Below are 15,640 nucleotides of genomic sequence, written 5' to 3' on the forward strand. Positions count from 1 at the left end.
AGTTTTCTTATTAATAACCGTGCTTCAGGGGGGGCTGCCTTTTACATCAGGTGCTGTGGATATCGATCCCGCCAGCGATCCGGATATTCAGCCGGGGTCCGCAACATCGTTAAACGGTTACCGGTTGGCCTGGTCGGATGAGTTTAACGGAACGGCTGTGGATGAAACCAAATGGAAATACCGGGAAGGGGATGACAGCCGAAGCTTTGTCAAAAGTTTCCAGACGGCGGCGAACAACAGTGTTTCCGGCGGCGTATATCGCTGCATTCTGAAAAAGGAAACCAAGGGGACCAAGGAGTTTACGGCGGGGGGACTGATCAGCGCCCGCAGAATGCGCTACGGCTATTATGAATCCCGTTTCAGATGTCCGCCGACCGGGGGATGGCACACCTCGTTCTGGATGATGCCGTATAAGGCAAGTGAATCGCCGGTGATTGAACTGGATGTGTTTGAAAATGATTCGATCGACCTGTTTGACTATTCTGTGAATGTGCACCGCTGGAAACCGGAACCGCATGTGATGTTTGGAACCAGGAAAATCGAGACTCCGAATTTGAGTGCCTCATTTCATATTCTGGGCTGTGAATATACACCGGATGAGGTCCGCTATTATTTTGATGGAACTGTGGTGCAGACAGTGGATGCCACACAGTTTGAACAGGGCGATATGAACATATGGCTTACTTCGCTGGGGCTGGTCTATGACGGGCAGCCGGCCATTGATGAGTCGCAGCTTCCGGTTGAAGCGCAATACGATTATGTCCGCTATTTTGAACTCGGACCGCACGCCACCGTTGAGATTGTTTCTCCCGGTTCCGGCGGTGCAACTCTGACGGACACAAATACGGCCGTCGTGCTTCAGGCGGCAGTGACGGCGGTCAATACGGGAGCGGTGCCGACGGTTATCTGGTCAAAACAGTCCGGGCCGGGCTCGGTTATTTTTGATGACATCTCCTCCACCAATACGGGAGTGCGATTTTCGGCAGACGGCTACTATGAAATCATGTGCTCTGCAATCATCGGGAATGTTACTAATTCAGACTCTGTTGCCATTGCTGTGAATGCGCCTTTAAGCGTGACGTTACGAAATGGTACTGACGGATATGAGCATGACGCAACGTTCATTCGTGAGGATTATCCGGATGTGAATTCCGGGGCGGATAATGAGCTGATTGTCGGTCGCTGGGGAGGCGGGGCTTTACGCAGTCTGCTGGAGTTTGATCTGAGTGGGCTGGATCCGGAAGCGGTAATTCAGTCCGCGGAACTGACTCTGTATAATTATGGCGGTGTTGGAGCGGTGGGTGATATGGAACTTCGTGAACTGAGTACGTCTTTCATTGAAGGAACCGGAGATGGAGGAGGATGGAGTGATGGAAACGGGGACGGTTCAGGGGCTACCTGGTTTTCGCGTACCGGTTCTCAGAACTGGATCACGGCCGGCGGGGATTTTTATCCCACGCTTCTGTCATCGCATCCGGGGTACGATGCCTCGGAAGCCGGTTATAAAACATTTCCCTCTTCATCATTTTTCGTTGATTCAGCTCAGGCTGCTCTGGATTCTGTTTCTCCGCTGAAACTTATCATTTCATCTCCGGAAACGGAGAGCAGTCCGGACGGTAAAATGAGTCGGTTTCGTTCCGACGATGCCTCATCGGCAGATGAACGTCCGGCGCTTACCGTCAGTTATCTGGGCCGTTTTCTTCCTGAGGTATATGCGGGACCTGATCTGACGGGCATCATCAACCGGCCGGTTGTTCTGCAGGGCAGGGCCGATCATGTAGATGAAGTGGAATGGCGGATGGTCAGCGGACCCGCTTCGGTGAATTTTACGGATATCCATGCGCTCACCAATACGGCACTTTTTGGGACTCCCGGGCGTTATCGGCTGCGCCTTGCGGGAATCGGTACACGGGGAAGCGGGTATCAGGATATTTCTGTTTCCATTGTGGATGAACCGCCGGTATTCCATGAAGCGGAACGGGTGGGCGATGCTTATGTATTTGAAGTGGGTACGATCACCGGTCTGACCTATACGCTGCAGCATTCAGATAACCTGATGGCTGACCGCTGGACGGATCTCTGCACGACCAATGCCGAAACGGATCCCATCTTTTTTGAACCGCCGGTTTCAACCAATCGAACCGGATTTTACCGCGTGATTCTTGAGCCGTGATGATGCGCCCGAAAGCATCTCCTGCGGTCCTTCCGGACACTGACTGAATGTACAGTATCCAGCTTGTGAAGAGTCGTGCATTCTATTTGGCGCAAAAGTAATCATACCATGCGGGGCAAGGTATATTGTCCTCAATACCGAGAGTGTATACATCGTTGATTGAATAAAACAGGAACATTGGAGAGATGATGAAAAAGTTATTTTATGCATTGGTCGCCGGTATTGCTCTGGTTTCCGCCGGTCCGGCTCAGGCGGATCCTGATATTCGGACATACTGGAAAATGGATGAAGGAACAGGCCAAACCGTTAAGGATTCTTCGGGGAGTGGAAACACGCTTCATTTAACCAATTTTGCCTGGGCGGCCGGGGTGAACAGCCCGGCGGTCACGATGAAAACTGACGGCCTGATTGCTGCCGAAAACAGTAAGTCGCTGAATCCGGCCCGCGCAATCTCCGTCGAAGGGTGGGTGGCTCCATGGCAGCCGAACTATAACGATTCTCCGACCTGGATCCATAAAGAGGGTGCGTACAGTCTGGGATTTATTCCCGGCGGAAAAATCGGGGCGACCATCTGGATTGATGGGAAAGCGCATACCGTGAAATCGAAAAAATCCAATTTCCCGAAAGCGGTATGGATTTATGCGGCGGCCACCTACAATGGAAAAAAACTTACCTTGTATATCGATGGGGAAAAAGACGCGGAACTTCCTGTGTCTGGAAAAATAGATGCATCGAAAGAGCCGGTATTTGTGGGATCACGTAACGGAAAACATGTGCTCTGGAATTCGATTGATGAAGTCCGGATTTCCGGAAAAGCACTGAATCCGGAATTTATTGCGGAAACGCATCTGGCCGGTCGTTTTGAAGTGGAGCGGGCCGATGCACGCTTTCAGGCCTTTTTCCACAAGGGCGAAAAACGGAAAGCCAAAGAAGTGGTTCCGGGCTATATCTGGATTGATGCCGAAGATTTTGATGAATACGGCGGTTGGTGGCTGGAAACCCAGTTTGTTCCGCAGGTGGGATCGCCCTACATGCTCGCGGCCGGAACCGGTGAGCCGGTCGAAGATGCCGTTACAAAAATCAATATCGAAAAAGCAGGAACCTATAAACTTTGGGTCCGCAGCCGCAACTGGATTAAAGAGCACAATCCCGGAACGTTCAATGTATTGGTAAACGGCCAAAAGTCCGAAACGGTATTCGGCACAGAACCTATTCAGGAATGGGTCTGGGAGGACGGAGGAACGTTTGAGCTCGGTGTTGGCGAAGTTGAATTGCGGCTTCATGATCTGACCGGTTGGTACGGCCGGTGTGATGCGATTATTCTGACGCGTGATATGGTTTATGTTCCTCCGTTTGTATTCGATGGCTATAAAGGGGAACAGCGTCGCTTGACCGGTCGCGGAGCAGACGAAGTAACCGTGGGTGATTATGATGTGATTGTTGTGGGTGCCGGCGCTGCCGGTATTAATGCCGCTATTGCCTCGGCTCGTACAGGAGCCAAAACCGCGCTGATTCAGAACCGTCCGATGATCGGTGGAAACAACAGCACGGAGATGGGGGTTCCGATTCTCGGCCCTGCCGATTTCGGTAAGAAAAATGCGCGTGAAGGTGGGCTTAATGAAGAAATCGGCCGGTTGCGTTCCTACAACTTTATGAAGAAGTGGAGTAACGGGGCCGAGGTCGTGGCTGCGCAGGAGGAAAATCTGACTGTTTTCCTTAATACCCATGTCTACGATGTGGAACGTACCGATGGCAACCGGATTACGGCGGTCCGGGCCTTTGATATGATTGACGGGCACCTGACACGCTACACCGGAAAACAGTTTATTGACTGCACGGGCGATGGATGGATCGGTTACTACGCCGGTGCTGAATTGTTACGTGGTCGTGAGCCCAGCTGGATGTTTAACGAAAGCAATGCGCCGGAAGATGGCGATATTTTCACGATGAGCGGTGCGTTGTTCCATTCTTCGAAACTGGCTTACGGTAGTGTGGACATGGGTAAGCCGGCTCCGTTTAAAACGCCGGACTGGGTGTGGGACCTGTCCGATAACACGGAAGCGCTGGAAGCGCGTAACGGAGTGGAATCCAGTTGGAAAAGCGGAACCTGGTGGCATGAAAACCGTAACGAAGTGGACGACCTCTGGGATCCGGAAGCAGCGCGTGACGGACTGATTAATGTCAGTATCAGTTATTGGAACTGGATTAAAAACGTATCGAAATTTAAAGAAAAAGCGGCCAATCGGAAACTGACACAGCTTCCGCTCACCAACGCTAAACGTGAAACACAGCGTCTGGTCGGGGATCATATTCTGACGCAGGACGATGTGCTGGAGGCTCGCCATTTCGATGATGCCATCGGTAACGGCGGCTGGGGACTGGACATTCATCATCCGGAAGGCATCTTCTCGAAAGATGGACCGTTTGATTTCAACACGCATACACCGCTGTATAATATTCCGTTCCGGATTCTGTATTCCAGAAACGTGCCGAATCTGTTTATGGCGGGCCGGAACGTTTCCTGTTCGCATGTGGCACTGGGAACGCTGCGCGTGCAGGCCACTACAGGCGTGATGGGACAGGCGGCCGGTACTGCGGCTGCGATGTGTGTGCAGAAAGAAACGGATCCGCGCGGAATTTATGAGCACCACATCCCGGAACTGCAACAGCAGTTATTGAAAGATGACATGTATATCATCGGCCTTCGAAATGAAGATCCAAACGATCTCGCGCTGATGGCTTCCGTTTCGGCTTCGAGCGAAAAATCGGCGCTGTTCAGCGCGCAGAATGTCATCAACGGCGTAACCCGTATTGTGGATGATGAAATGAATATGTGGGCGTCTGATCCGGATGAGGAACTGCCGCAGTGGATCGAGCTGGATTTTAGCGGAAAGAAAAAGCTGAATGCGGTTTATCTGACCTTTGATACCGATGTGAATGAAGCCAAACGTGCGACCTGGGAGTGGAAAAAAGAGCATCGTATGCCGCCGGAAGCAGCTCGCGATTATCAGGTTCAGATTAAAACCGGTAATCGGTGGAAAACGGTTGCTGATGTGAAGAACAATTATCAGCGCCGGCGCATTCACCGTTTCAAAACCATAGACACAGATATGATCCGTGTAGTGATCACCGCCACCAACGGCGATCCTTCGGCGCGCATTTATGAAGTCCGGGCGTATAACGAATAGTTAACGAACCAGCTCAACGCGAAGCGTTGCCAGCGACGCCTTCCATTTCTTCGGGGATTTCAGAATGAAATGGAAGGTGTTTTCTTTTTCAAGAATACCGTCGGGCAGCTCGAAATGAAGCGGGATAAAAAGATCTTTTGTGCCGGCGGTAAAATCGAGTTCAACCGACTGTGAAAATCCGTTGATTTTGAGGGTCAGTGTTGACCCCGGAGTAAATCCGTTCGGGCAGGACAGGGTGGGTACGGCTGTTGCCCGGCCAACGACAGGATGGGGGAGCTCGATCGTCACACGGGCTTTACCGGATTGGAGACTTTTAAGGGTGTCGCGCGAATAAAACCGCTCGATGGTCTGCCGTGCTGATTTTCCGGAATCCGGAAGATCCATATAAACGATCATGGTTTCTTCGGGTTGAAGGATCAGGCGGGAAGCATCCACTTTTTCCAACGGTTGGAGATCAATCCGCCAGCGGTTGTTTTGCCAGCGCATACGTGCCGCTCTTGCCGATTTCGTACCGCCGGTTTCGAGGTGAATCTGTTTTTCAGCATCAAATGCATTGTGCAGAAGAATCATCAGCCGGTTTGCGTGCCGCATCGGCAGGGCGGTCAGACCGAGCTGTTCTTCAGGCGAGGTTTCCAGCCATTGGAATTTTACGCGCTCACCTTCCAGAGATTGGAAAAAACGGTAGAAATCAAAAAGCGGAGTTTTGACCGGATTGCCGTTTTCATTGCGGGTATACATGGCCTGTCCGCGTCGCGGGGCGTAGCCCGGATCGCTGATCGGAAGGATGAAGGGAACGGTTAACTGCACTTCCGGACGCTGCATGAGCTGCATCCAGATCCGGGTGACGGTTGTGCCGAACAGATAGTAGTTGATGTCGTTTTCCCAGGGGCCTTTTTGCGGAAAAATATTCTGCCGGCCGAATTCGGTGATAATCACCGGAAGCGACGGTTCATTCCAGAAAGCCTGATGGTGGGCATAAACCAGATCGAGAAACGCATCCGCTTTACCGAAGTCCCAGACGAAAAAGTTGCCGTTAGTGTAGGAATTATAAAAATTCGGGGAGTCGTTGAGTGGATTTTCCAGAGCCCATTGTTCCGCGGAATAGAGATGAAAATCATACGCGGCTGCCACATCGCCACAGGTTTCGATAAACTGTTTTTCCCATCCGGAATCAGTCCAACGCCGAAAATCACCGCGCGGGTGCGGCCAGGCGGTGCACGGACCGGAAATTCCTGTTTCCGGGAAACGATCTTTCAGCTGAAGCGCCAGCAGGCGGGAAAAATCGGCCTGATCCTGTGATGGGTTGGGAGAATTTCTCCAGTTTCCGTCCGGTTCGTTGAGTGGAGAAAACCAGCGGGGCGGGGTCACCTTGGCTGTTTGGAGGGTTTCCAGCCATTGCACAACAAGGTCGGCGCATTCTTCAAAATCTTCCGGAGGAATGCCCTTGCGGTGTTTATCGACCATCGATTCATCGGTGTCGTACAGTTTGCGGTTTTCGGTCTTTGTGAATTCCGGATAGTTTCCACCGCCAAGGGCGTGAGGAGCTCCGGGATACCGTTTATCCGCATTCCGGTAAAATTCCGCATAGTTCCGGAGTTGTCGGGGCAGGTCGGGATCCCAGCCGGCACGTTGGCGGTCTCCGCCGTTATGTCCGAAATAGGGACCGGTTCCGCGTCCCGGTGAAATCCGCAGTTCCGCCAGTTCTTCGGCAAGTGCTTCATTGAACATGCCGGGAATATGATAGGTGCGGAAATAGATGTTCCGGTCAATGGATGCCGATTTGTGCGGGCCGGTTTTCAGCGTGATGCGCGTGTCGGGGTCCACACACAGCGTCGCAGCCTGGCAACTCCAGGCCGCGCATGCAACAAAGCAGAAACGGCGGATCATGATTAATGTTTTTTTGCGTATTTTCCGGAGTCCTGGGAAAGCGGTTGTGGCGGAACACGGCCGTAATCGGGGTCAAATTTCGGAATCCCCATGCCCTGCGGGGTCTGCCAGCCTTTGAAGGGTTTATGCGTTACATAGACATAGTAAGGGGTCGATTCTTCTCCGCCTCCGGAAAAGAAGGGAGCAAGCGTCGTCAGGCCTTTTTTCAGTTTGACGCTGAAGGTGATTTCTTTTGCTCCGGCCGGGATCGGTTTACTCTGTTTGAAGTCCCCGATCTGCATCGTTGCGGTATCAAAATTGAACCCTTTGTATCCATTGGCGTCGTTGATCGGCAGATCGGCTTCAACCGGCCAGCGGCGCAGGGAGAATTCATAGATGCCGTCGTGTTCCACTTCCACTGCCCAGTGTGCTTTTTTGGCAAACATGCCGTGCATGACCTGCGCCTGGTTCCAGGGAATCTGTTCGACCAGCCAGTCGTGGGAACAGAGTTTAACAATGGGCGATTCTTCGGATCCGATAATCATATAACTGGTCAGGTTATGTTCCCGGGAAACGTCGGCCCACCAGGTTTCATAGTTTCCGCGCAATCGTTCAACGACTTCGGGGTACTGGCCGGCAATATCGGTTTTCTGTCCGGGATCGTTCAGGATGTCATAAAGTTCTTTGCCGTCGACGAGTCGCCAACGTTCGGTCATAACGGAGCATTTACGCCATTTAACCGGATCGACTACGCGTTGTGTTTCAACCATGAGGGTTCGTTCCGGCCATTCAGAGCCATCCGTGTAGAGCAGATTCCGAATGCTTTTTCCATCGAAATCAATGTCCGGAGCATTCAGTCCGCAGAGATCGATAAGAGTCGGAAGAATGTCGAGGTGAGCGGTCAACTGCTTCACGCTTTTACCTTTGTTCAGTCCGCCGCCGGGCCAGCGCAGGAAGAAAGGAACGCGGTGGCCACCTTCATACTGCGAACCTTTGGTGCCGCGCATACCGGCATCGAATCCTTTGCCATCCCAGGTTCCCCCGGACGTGCCGTTATCGGTGGTGAAGATGAGAATGGTGTCGTCGGCAATTCCGCATTTTTCCAAGGTTTGGAAAAGCCGCGCCATATTATCGTCGATATGTGTAATCATACCGTAAAATCCGGCATTCGGCACATCGGGATTATCTTTATACCGGTTGTAATAATCTTCCGGGCAGTAAAAGGGGCCATGGGGTGCATTGGGGGTAATATAAGCTAGGAACGGTTTCCCGGCGTTGGCGTTCCGTTCGATAAAGCGGAGGCCTTCATCGAACCAGACATCGGTACAGAATCCCTTAAAGCGTTTCAGTTTTCCATTCACGGAATAGGTGTCGTCAAAATAGTCGTTGCCCCAGTAATCGGGGGCCTGACCGACACCGCCGGCCTGATGGATCACCGAGTACTGAAAACCGTTGTCTTCGGGGCGGTAGGGATAGACATCGCCCAGATGCCATTTTCCGAAAATGCCGGTAGCATATCCGTTTTGACTGAAAATATCGGCCATGGTGATTTCGCGGCGACGGATCATATTGCGACCCTGCACGGTATGCCATACCCCAACGCGGTTGGAGTAGCGGCCGGTCATCAATGCGGAGCGGGAGGGCGCGCATGTGGTGTCTACATGATAATTATCGAGCCGGATGCTCTGGGCGCCGAATTGATCGATATGCGGTGTTTCGATAATCGTGTTCCCGTTAATGCCGAGATCCCCATAGCCCTGGTCATCGGTCATCACAATCAAGACATTGGGTTTCTGAGCACAAAAAGCGGCCGGGACGGCAAGCAGTGCGGTGAGTGCGATCACGAGTTTTTTCATGGTTTTATCCTCTTGTGGCGATGGAGATTTTCTCCCCCTATTGAAAGTTATTCTACTATGGAGAAACGCTGTGTGAATGATCAATTGGACATCCCGGAACCGCGACGGTGCGTTTTCCGGTAGGCCGATGGAGAAATATTCAGGTGTGAGCGGAAGCTTCGGGTCATGGAGCTCTGGTCGTAAAAACCGCATTCTCCGGAAATTTCGGCTATGGAGCGGGTGCTTTCGGCCAGTAGCCGACAGGCGGATTTAATGCGGAATTGAATAATGTATTGTGACGGTGTTGTACGGAAAAATTTTTTAAAATCCCGTTCAAACTTACTGACCGAAACATGCATCAATGCGGCCAGTTCAGGGATCTCAATCCGTTCGGAAACATGATTTTCGATATACATAAAAACCTTTTCAAATCGTTGGAAATGTTCGAGAGCAGCTTTGGCTCGTTTGATGTCACGGGCGATGCCGGCCAGCCCGATGACCTGTCCGTTCTGATCGTGAAGCGGAATTTTGGTGGTAACAAACCAGTTCATGGTTCCGTCGTAGGACTGATTGAGTTCAAGAATGTCATAGCTGGGCCGATTGGATTGCATAACATCCAGATCATCTTTGATATATGCGCTGGCCAGTTCGGGGGGACAGGTTTCTTCCGTAGTTTTGCCGAGCAGATCGGTAACGTTCTTATACCCCAGTCGCTGCGCGAAGTTGCGATTGAATCCAGTATAGCGGCTTTGCCGGTCTTTCATGAAAAAGTGAATGTCCGGAAGCTGGTTGAATAAGGTTATGATTGAAGCCGGGTCGCCCAAATTTGCTATAAATATTTTGTCAAAATATTCCATATTCCACCTTATCTTTCATAAAAGCATTGTTCTGCCTGTCTGGTTGTGCCGAAAATTTACAAAAATTGTCCCAGTGACTACAAGAAAAGCGTCTCTTTGTATGTGTATCTTACCCCACCATCAGGAAAGCGGTTTTATCGTAATAAAGGAGTGTTAAAGCATGAAGAAAGTGAAAAGAAGATCCGTACTCAAAGCGGGCACGGCTGCCGCAGCGGTTACTCCCGCCATGTTTTCCATCGGAAAGCCTGGGCCGTCAGCCAACAGCAAGCTCAATATCGCGATGATCGGAGCGGGGAATATTGCCGGAATGGCCTATGGCGGCTGCAAGGGCGAAAATATTGTGGCGCTGGCCGACGTGGATTCAAATATGTTTCCGAAGTGGGCGGTGGATCAAGGGGCCAAGACGTTTGAGGATTTCCGGGTCATGCTGGATAAAATGGGCAAAGACATTGATGCGGTTTGCATTAATACGCCGGACCACACCCATTTTGTTGCGACCATCGATGCTATGCGCCGCGGCAAGCATGTCTGCACTCAGAAACCATTGACGCACAATATCCGGGAAGCCCGTGCGCTGAGAAAAGCGAAGAAAAAATATGGAGTAACCACCAATATGGCGGTTCAGGGCCATACCTACGACGGCATCCGTCAGATGCGCGAGTGGTATGAAGCAGATGTTTTCGGTCAGGTTACCGAAGTGCATTCCTGGCGGAGCGGTCCGCCGTGGAAACCCTACAGCGGCGGCAATAATTTTTACTGGCATAAACCGGTGGAGTTTCCGCCGCCGGGCGCCGCGATTCCTTCGAATTTTAACTGGGATCTTTGGAAAGGGCCGGTTGTGACCGATCTGCCGTTCAACCGTTTCTATCATCCCAAAAGCTGGCGTGGATTTAACACGTTCGGCAGTGGTATCTTCGGCGACTGGATGCCGCACATTTCTGATGCGCCGGTCTGGATTCTGGATCTTTATGAACCGACGGTGGTTGAGCTGGAAGAGAAAGAAGGGGGCAATGAATGGATGGTACCCGATGCCAACCGCGTACGCTGGGAATTCAAGAAGCGCGGAAATAAGGCCCCCTGCACGTTCTACTGGCATAATGGCGGTCCGAAATTTGCTCCGGAGTTTTTTGACGACTGGACGTGGTCTAAAAAACTGCCGAACAGCGGAACGATCTACCGCGGTGAAAAACAGAACGGGTACACCGATCACCGATCAAATCATCCGCGTCTGGCCAACAAAGAGGCGGCGAAAGCCTTTAAAGAGTCGGGTTATCCGTCGGAAAAATATCCGCGTATTGCCGGCGGTCCGTTTCAGGAATGGATTCGTGCCATCAAGGGCGAAGGACCGGAGCCGGGGGCGAATTTTGATTATGCCTCGGCCTTCACAGAAATGATGCTGATCGGGGTGCTTGCTGCACGTTTCGGGGGGCGCATTGAATGGGACTCGAAAAAGATGAAAGCCTCAAACCGTCCGGAACTGGATGCTTTTATCCAGGAACCGATCCGCAGTGGCTGGGATTACAGCGAATATCTCTAGGAGCGCACGATGAAAATAATGATGATTATGGGCGGGCTGATGGCCTGCACGGCATTTGCCGGTGATGGGTTTAAGCCGATTTTCGATGGGAAATCGCTCAATGGCTGGCATATCCTGCAGAAACCGGAGGGTGATAAATATTATGCCACCGAAAAGAACTTTTATGCAAAAGACGGGGCCATTCACTGTTTCCAAACCCCGGAAAAAAAGGGTGGGCTTTTGCTCAGCGACGGTAAATACGGCGACTTTATTCTGGAGATGGAAATTAAAAGTGACTGGGGGTGCGACTCCGGAATTTTTCTGCGTTGCACGGAAGACGGTCGCGGGATTCAGGTGCTGAACGACTACTTGAAAGAGGGGAATGTCGGATTCCTCTTCGGGCAGGGCACCGGCGGATATATTTCGCGGCCGATCCGTTTTACGGAGCGTCCCGGTGAGGTGTATGACGTCTATGACGGCGTTGAAATCGACCGGTTGAAATATGGCATCGATGCCAAAGGCTGGAATGCGCTTTGGAAACCGGGCGAATGGAATACAATCCGGATTCAATGTGTCGGTTCGGAGCCGATGATTACGACGTGGGTCAACGGCGAAAAAATCATGGAAATGGATGGGTCCGTCTATGCGGGCCGTTCCTTGAAAGAGGAAAATAAACAGAACTGGGCCGCCAAACCGGCGTGGGATAGTAAGTCCGTTCAGCATATAACCGGCGGAAAAGGCTCCATTGCGGTTCAGATTCATCCGGGCTACCGATGGAAACCGGGCGGTGCTGCCATGTATCGGAATATCCGGATTAAAGAGCTGTAAGCGCACTGGCGTAAAAGTGCATGAATAAGCCGTTGCTGTCGGTATAAACCGTAGGCGCGGCTTTTTTATTTTACAGCCATGAGACTTCTGCTGCAGCCCGTACCCGATGAGTCGGTATTTTGTGATTCGGAATATTTTATCTGGGGCGCATCTATGGTGCGCGACCCGGAAGGATGGTGTCATCTGTTCTATTCCCGTTGGAAAAAAGAGTATGGATTCAATGCCTGGGTCAGTCATTCTGAAGTGGCGCATGCGGTTTCTGAAAATCCGACGGGACCGTATCGGCATGTCGACGTGGCGCTTTCGGCGCGCGGTACGTCGTACTGGGACGGGTGTTGCACCCATAATCCGACCGTGCATGAGGCAGACGGCCGATTTTATCTTTTTTATATGGGGAATACCGGTGATGGAAAAAGGGAGCCGGATTCCAGGAGTTGGAATTGGACGCATCGGAATAATCAGCGGATCGGAGTGGCGGTTGCGGAGCATCCTTCCGGTCCCTGGAAACGGATGGGTCAGCCGCTGATTGCTCCGGATGAATCAGAATTGATGGTTTCCAATCCCGCCGTGGCCCGCCGGCCGGGAGACCCATGGACTCTGATCTATAAAGCCGTAAAAAAAGAGCGGCCGCTTCCGTTTGGCGGACCGGTGGTGCATCGCGTGGCTTTTGCTGATAATCCGGCAGGACCTTTCCGGGCGGAGCCGCTTCCAATCTTTGGAAAAAACGGGGACGATTTCCCGGCGGAGGATCCTTTTCTCTGGTTTGGACAAGATGGTTTCCGGATTATTCTGAAAGATATGAACGGGTCATTTTCGGGAATGGAGCGATCGCTGGTCATGCTGCGGTCTGCAGATGCGATCAACTGGGATCTTTCGGAGGTGCAGCAGCTTTCTGGCCGGTCTCTCTGTTTTGAAAACGGGGAAATGCGTACGTTTGATTTTCTGGAGCGGGCGCAGTTGTTTATTGAAAACGGGGAGCCATCCATCCTATTCTGTGCAGCGCGATCGGGGACCGAAACCATGAACCTTCACATTCCCCTGACCATGATACATGAAGATGAAACGGGCCAAGGAAATTAAACGCGTAGCCATTCTTGTGGATTCCACCACGTCGTGGTCGCGTTTGCTGATTGAGGGGATACTTGAATATTCCAAGGCCCAGGGTCCATGGCATATTCATCTGGAGCCCCAGCCGCGAGATCATCTTCTGCATTTGCCCGAGGGCTGGAAAGGCGACGGGATTATCTGCCGGGTTTCATCCAGAGAAATTGCGGAGCACCTTCATGCCCTGAACCTGCCGGTGGTGAATATTTCGGCCATGCAGATTGAGGGTGCGGATTTTCCGAGGGTCATTACCTCGCCGGAATCCGAAGCGAGACTGATCCGGGAAACCTTTAAATCGCGCGGCTTCCGGAATCTGGCGTATCTGGGCGATCTTTCGCAGGCCTACGTTAACCGGCACTGTTCGATTGTGGAGGCGGAAATGAATAACGCCGGAATACGTATAGACCGCTTTTCTACCGCTGACGGCCGGGATATGACGGAATGGCTGAAGAATCTTCCCAAACCGGTAGGGGTGATCTGTTGGGGGCCGAGTCTGGGTCATCAGGTTATTGATCTATGCCAGCTGGCCGGAATTATTGTTCCGCATGATGTAGCTGTGCTGGGTACGGATTATGATGAATTACTGAGCGAAGCCTCTTATCCGCCGCAGGCCGGAGTTCGCTTTAATGTGGAACAGATCGGTATGACTTCCGCTTCGGTGCTCGACAGTTTAATGCAGGGGGAGATTCCGAAGCAGAAAGAGTGGCGGCTGGAACCCAAGGGTATTGTTGAAAAACTGTCGATTGATACCGTGGCCGTGGATGATCCGCGCATGGCATCGGTGATGCGTTATCTCAGAGAACATGCGCTCGAGCCGATTACGGTGGATGAGATTCTCAAAGCGAATCCGATGGCTCGCCGTTCGCTGGAACGCAGGTTTCGACGGCTTTACGGGTGCTCCATTGTGGAGCAGATCCGGCAGTTGCGTATCAACCATGCCCGCAGACTGCTGGCCGAAACGGACGAATCGGTCACGGTGATTGCTGAAGCATGCGGTTTTTCATCGTACAATTATCTGAATCGCGTTTTCAAACAGGCCACCGGCCTGACGCCGAGTCAGTACCGTTCCGAGCAGCGTTTGCATTCGAGAGGATAATCACTTTACCGATTGGCGTTCAATCAGCTCAGGCGGCTGGAGAATTTCACTGGCTTCCACGGGACCCTGCTGAATCCGGCTGAGCAGTTTTTCTGCAGCAGCCTGTCCGATGGCTTTGCCATCCTGCCGGAAAGTGGTCAGTGAAGGCGAAAGATACGGTGCAAAGTCGAGGTCGGCATACCCCACAACGGCAAGGTCTGACGGAATATGAAGTCCGAGGTCCCAGGCCGCTTTATAAACCTGAGCGGCGTGTATATCCGTGATGCAGAAGAGGGCGTTGGGCCGATCTTTCTTTTTCAGAAATGCAGTCAATGCCGGCAGATTATCCTCTGTTTTCCAGCTTATCAGTTTCAGTTCCCGGCATTTTTTTCTCTCGTTTTCCAAGGTTTGTAAAAAGCCCTGGGCGCGCTGACCAAGATTTTGCGATGGGCCCGCATTTCGTACAATCCCGAATTTCCAGCGCCTGGAAATGGAGAGCAGGTATTCAGCGGCACGTTTCCCGCCTTCGAATTCATCGGTTCCGATAAAATCAACCGGCGCAATATTTTGAAGGCGAGCGTTGATGATTACCACGGGAATCTGCCGTTCTATGATTTCGGAGAAGTGGTTGGCGTCCACATGGTTTTCGTGGGGGATCAGCAGAATGCCGTCAACACGGCGTTCGACCTGTTGCCGGATGCAGCTGCGTTCGCCGGATTTTTCGGAAGTCTGGAGGATGATCGGTACCCATTCGGTATCAATCAGGGCATCCTGAATGCCGGTAATAATATCAGCAAAAAAGGAGTCGCGGTTTGCGCGGGGGACGAGCACACCGATACTGTAGGTTTTTCCGGCGACCACGCTTTTGGCCAGCAGATTGGTGCGGTAGCCGAGATCTTCGGCGATCTGCTTGACCCGTTCCACCGTATCGGGCTTGTGTTTATGTGCTTTGCCGCCGAGAATACGCCCGGCCGTCTGGCGGGATACGCCGGAGGCCTGGGCCACCTGGGCCAGCGTTGCGGTGTTTTTTTTGTAGGTATCGTGATTCATAGTTATCGTTCCAGTATCTGGAAAATACATAAACAGATGGATTTTTCAATACTGATGAGCACGAGAACATTTTTTAATTGTCCTGTCCATCTCTGGCTTGTATATCCGTCTTTTATTGGTGATGAGCACGAGAACATTATTAAGGAGT

10 protein-coding genes are annotated in these 15,640 nt (G+C 52.0%); 6 read left to right on the plus strand and 4 right to left on the minus strand.

From position 1 onward, the window contains the following. Nucleotides 1-55 precede the first annotated feature (55 nt). Both P9H32_RS07325 and P9H32_RS07330 read left to right on the plus strand, forming a co-directional pair. Nucleotides 56-2,173 carry a DNRLRE domain-containing protein gene (locus P9H32_RS07325; RefSeq protein WP_322608242.1) on the plus strand — a complete coding sequence of 706 codons (2,118 nt, stop codon included), beginning with the start codon at nucleotides 56-58 and terminating at the stop codon, nucleotides 2,171-2,173. A 185-nt stretch (nucleotides 2,174-2,358) separates the two neighbouring features. Then, complete coding sequence (locus P9H32_RS07330) at nucleotides 2,359-5,361, plus strand: FAD-dependent oxidoreductase (RefSeq protein ID WP_322608243.1); 3,003 nt, start codon at nucleotides 2,359-2,361, stop codon at nucleotides 5,359-5,361. Here P9H32_RS07330 and P9H32_RS07335 read toward each other — a convergent pair whose 3' ends face one another. From P9H32_RS07335 to P9H32_RS07345, 3 genes are all read right to left on the minus strand, one after another. Further along, the gene (locus tag P9H32_RS07335) at nucleotides 5,362-7,248 is read right to left on the minus strand and encodes a hypothetical protein (protein WP_322608244.1); all 1,887 of its coding nucleotides are present in this window, start codon (nucleotides 7,246-7,248) and stop codon (nucleotides 5,362-5,364) included. Nucleotides 7,249-7,250: 2 nt separating this feature from the next. Further along, entirely contained in the window at nucleotides 7,251-9,083 is a 1,833-nt protein-coding gene (locus P9H32_RS07340) for an arylsulfatase (protein WP_322608245.1), read from the minus strand. Nucleotides 9,084-9,163: 80 nt separating this feature from the next. Then, on the minus strand, nucleotides 9,164-9,919 hold the full coding sequence (locus P9H32_RS07345) for an AraC family transcriptional regulator (protein ID WP_322608246.1): 756 nt from the start codon (nucleotides 9,917-9,919) through the stop codon (nucleotides 9,164-9,166). A 160-nt stretch (nucleotides 9,920-10,079) separates the two neighbouring features. Here P9H32_RS07345 and P9H32_RS07350 point away from each other — a divergent pair, with 160 nt between their 5' ends. The 4 genes from P9H32_RS07350 to P9H32_RS07365 all read left to right on the plus strand — a co-directional run bounded on the left by P9H32_RS07350 (nucleotide 10,080) and on the right by P9H32_RS07365 (nucleotide 14,463). Beyond that, on the plus strand, nucleotides 10,080-11,456 hold the full coding sequence (locus P9H32_RS07350; protein ID WP_322608247.1) for a Gfo/Idh/MocA family protein: 1,377 nt from the start codon (nucleotides 10,080-10,082) through the stop codon (nucleotides 11,454-11,456). 9 nt (nucleotides 11,457-11,465) lie between these two features. Further along, nucleotides 11,466-12,263, plus strand: coding sequence for a 3-keto-disaccharide hydrolase (locus P9H32_RS07355; RefSeq protein WP_322608248.1), 798 nt, complete (start codon nucleotides 11,466-11,468; stop codon nucleotides 12,261-12,263). Between the two features lie 78 nt (nucleotides 12,264-12,341). Then, on the plus strand, nucleotides 12,342-13,343 hold the full coding sequence (locus tag P9H32_RS07360; RefSeq protein ID WP_322608249.1) for a glycoside hydrolase family protein: 1,002 nt from the start codon (nucleotides 12,342-12,344) through the stop codon (nucleotides 13,341-13,343). Then, on the plus strand, nucleotides 13,321-14,463 hold the full coding sequence (locus tag P9H32_RS07365) for a XylR family transcriptional regulator (RefSeq protein ID WP_322608250.1): 1,143 nt from the start codon (nucleotides 13,321-13,323) through the stop codon (nucleotides 14,461-14,463). Before P9H32_RS07360 ends, P9H32_RS07365 begins: the two co-directional genes overlap by 23 nt. Here P9H32_RS07365 and P9H32_RS07370 read toward each other — a convergent pair whose 3' ends face one another. Further along, entirely contained in the window at nucleotides 14,464-15,492 is a 1,029-nt protein-coding gene (locus P9H32_RS07370; protein ID WP_322608251.1) for a LacI family DNA-binding transcriptional regulator, read from the minus strand. It abuts the gene before it with no gap. Nucleotides 15,493-15,640 lie beyond the last annotated feature (148 nt).

This window comes from Pontiella agarivorans (assembly GCF_034531395.1).
Classification (GTDB): Bacteria; Verrucomicrobiota; Kiritimatiellia; order Kiritimatiellales; family Pontiellaceae; genus Pontiella; species Pontiella agarivorans.

Excerpts from the sequence above, each read along its gene's own strand:
- P9H32_RS07330 (WP_322608243.1), top strand. The coding sequence starts at position 2,359 with ATGATGAAAAAGTTATTTTATGCATTGGTCGCCGGTATTGCTCTGGTT.
- P9H32_RS07335 (WP_322608244.1), bottom strand. The coding sequence starts at position 7,248 with ATGATCCGCCGTTTCTGCTTTGTTGCATGCGCGGCCTGGAGTTGCCAG.
- P9H32_RS07350 (WP_322608247.1), top strand. The coding sequence starts at position 10,080 with ATGAAGAAAGTGAAAAGAAGATCCGTACTCAAAGCGGGCACGGCTGCC.
- P9H32_RS07345 (WP_322608246.1), bottom strand. The coding sequence starts at position 9,919 with ATGGAATATTTTGACAAAATATTTATAGCAAATTTGGGCGACCCGGCT.
- P9H32_RS07355 (WP_322608248.1), top strand. The coding sequence starts at position 11,466 with ATGAAAATAATGATGATTATGGGCGGGCTGATGGCCTGCACGGCATTT.
- P9H32_RS07340 (WP_322608245.1), bottom strand. The coding sequence starts at position 9,083 with ATGAAAAAACTCGTGATCGCACTCACCGCACTGCTTGCCGTCCCGGCC.
- P9H32_RS07365 (WP_322608250.1), top strand. The coding sequence starts at position 13,321 with ATGAAACGGGCCAAGGAAATTAAACGCGTAGCCATTCTTGTGGATTCC.
- P9H32_RS07370 (WP_322608251.1), bottom strand. The coding sequence starts at position 15,492 with ATGAATCACGATACCTACAAAAAAAACACCGCAACGCTGGCCCAGGTG.
- P9H32_RS07360 (WP_322608249.1), top strand. The coding sequence starts at position 12,342 with ATGAGACTTCTGCTGCAGCCCGTACCCGATGAGTCGGTATTTTGTGAT.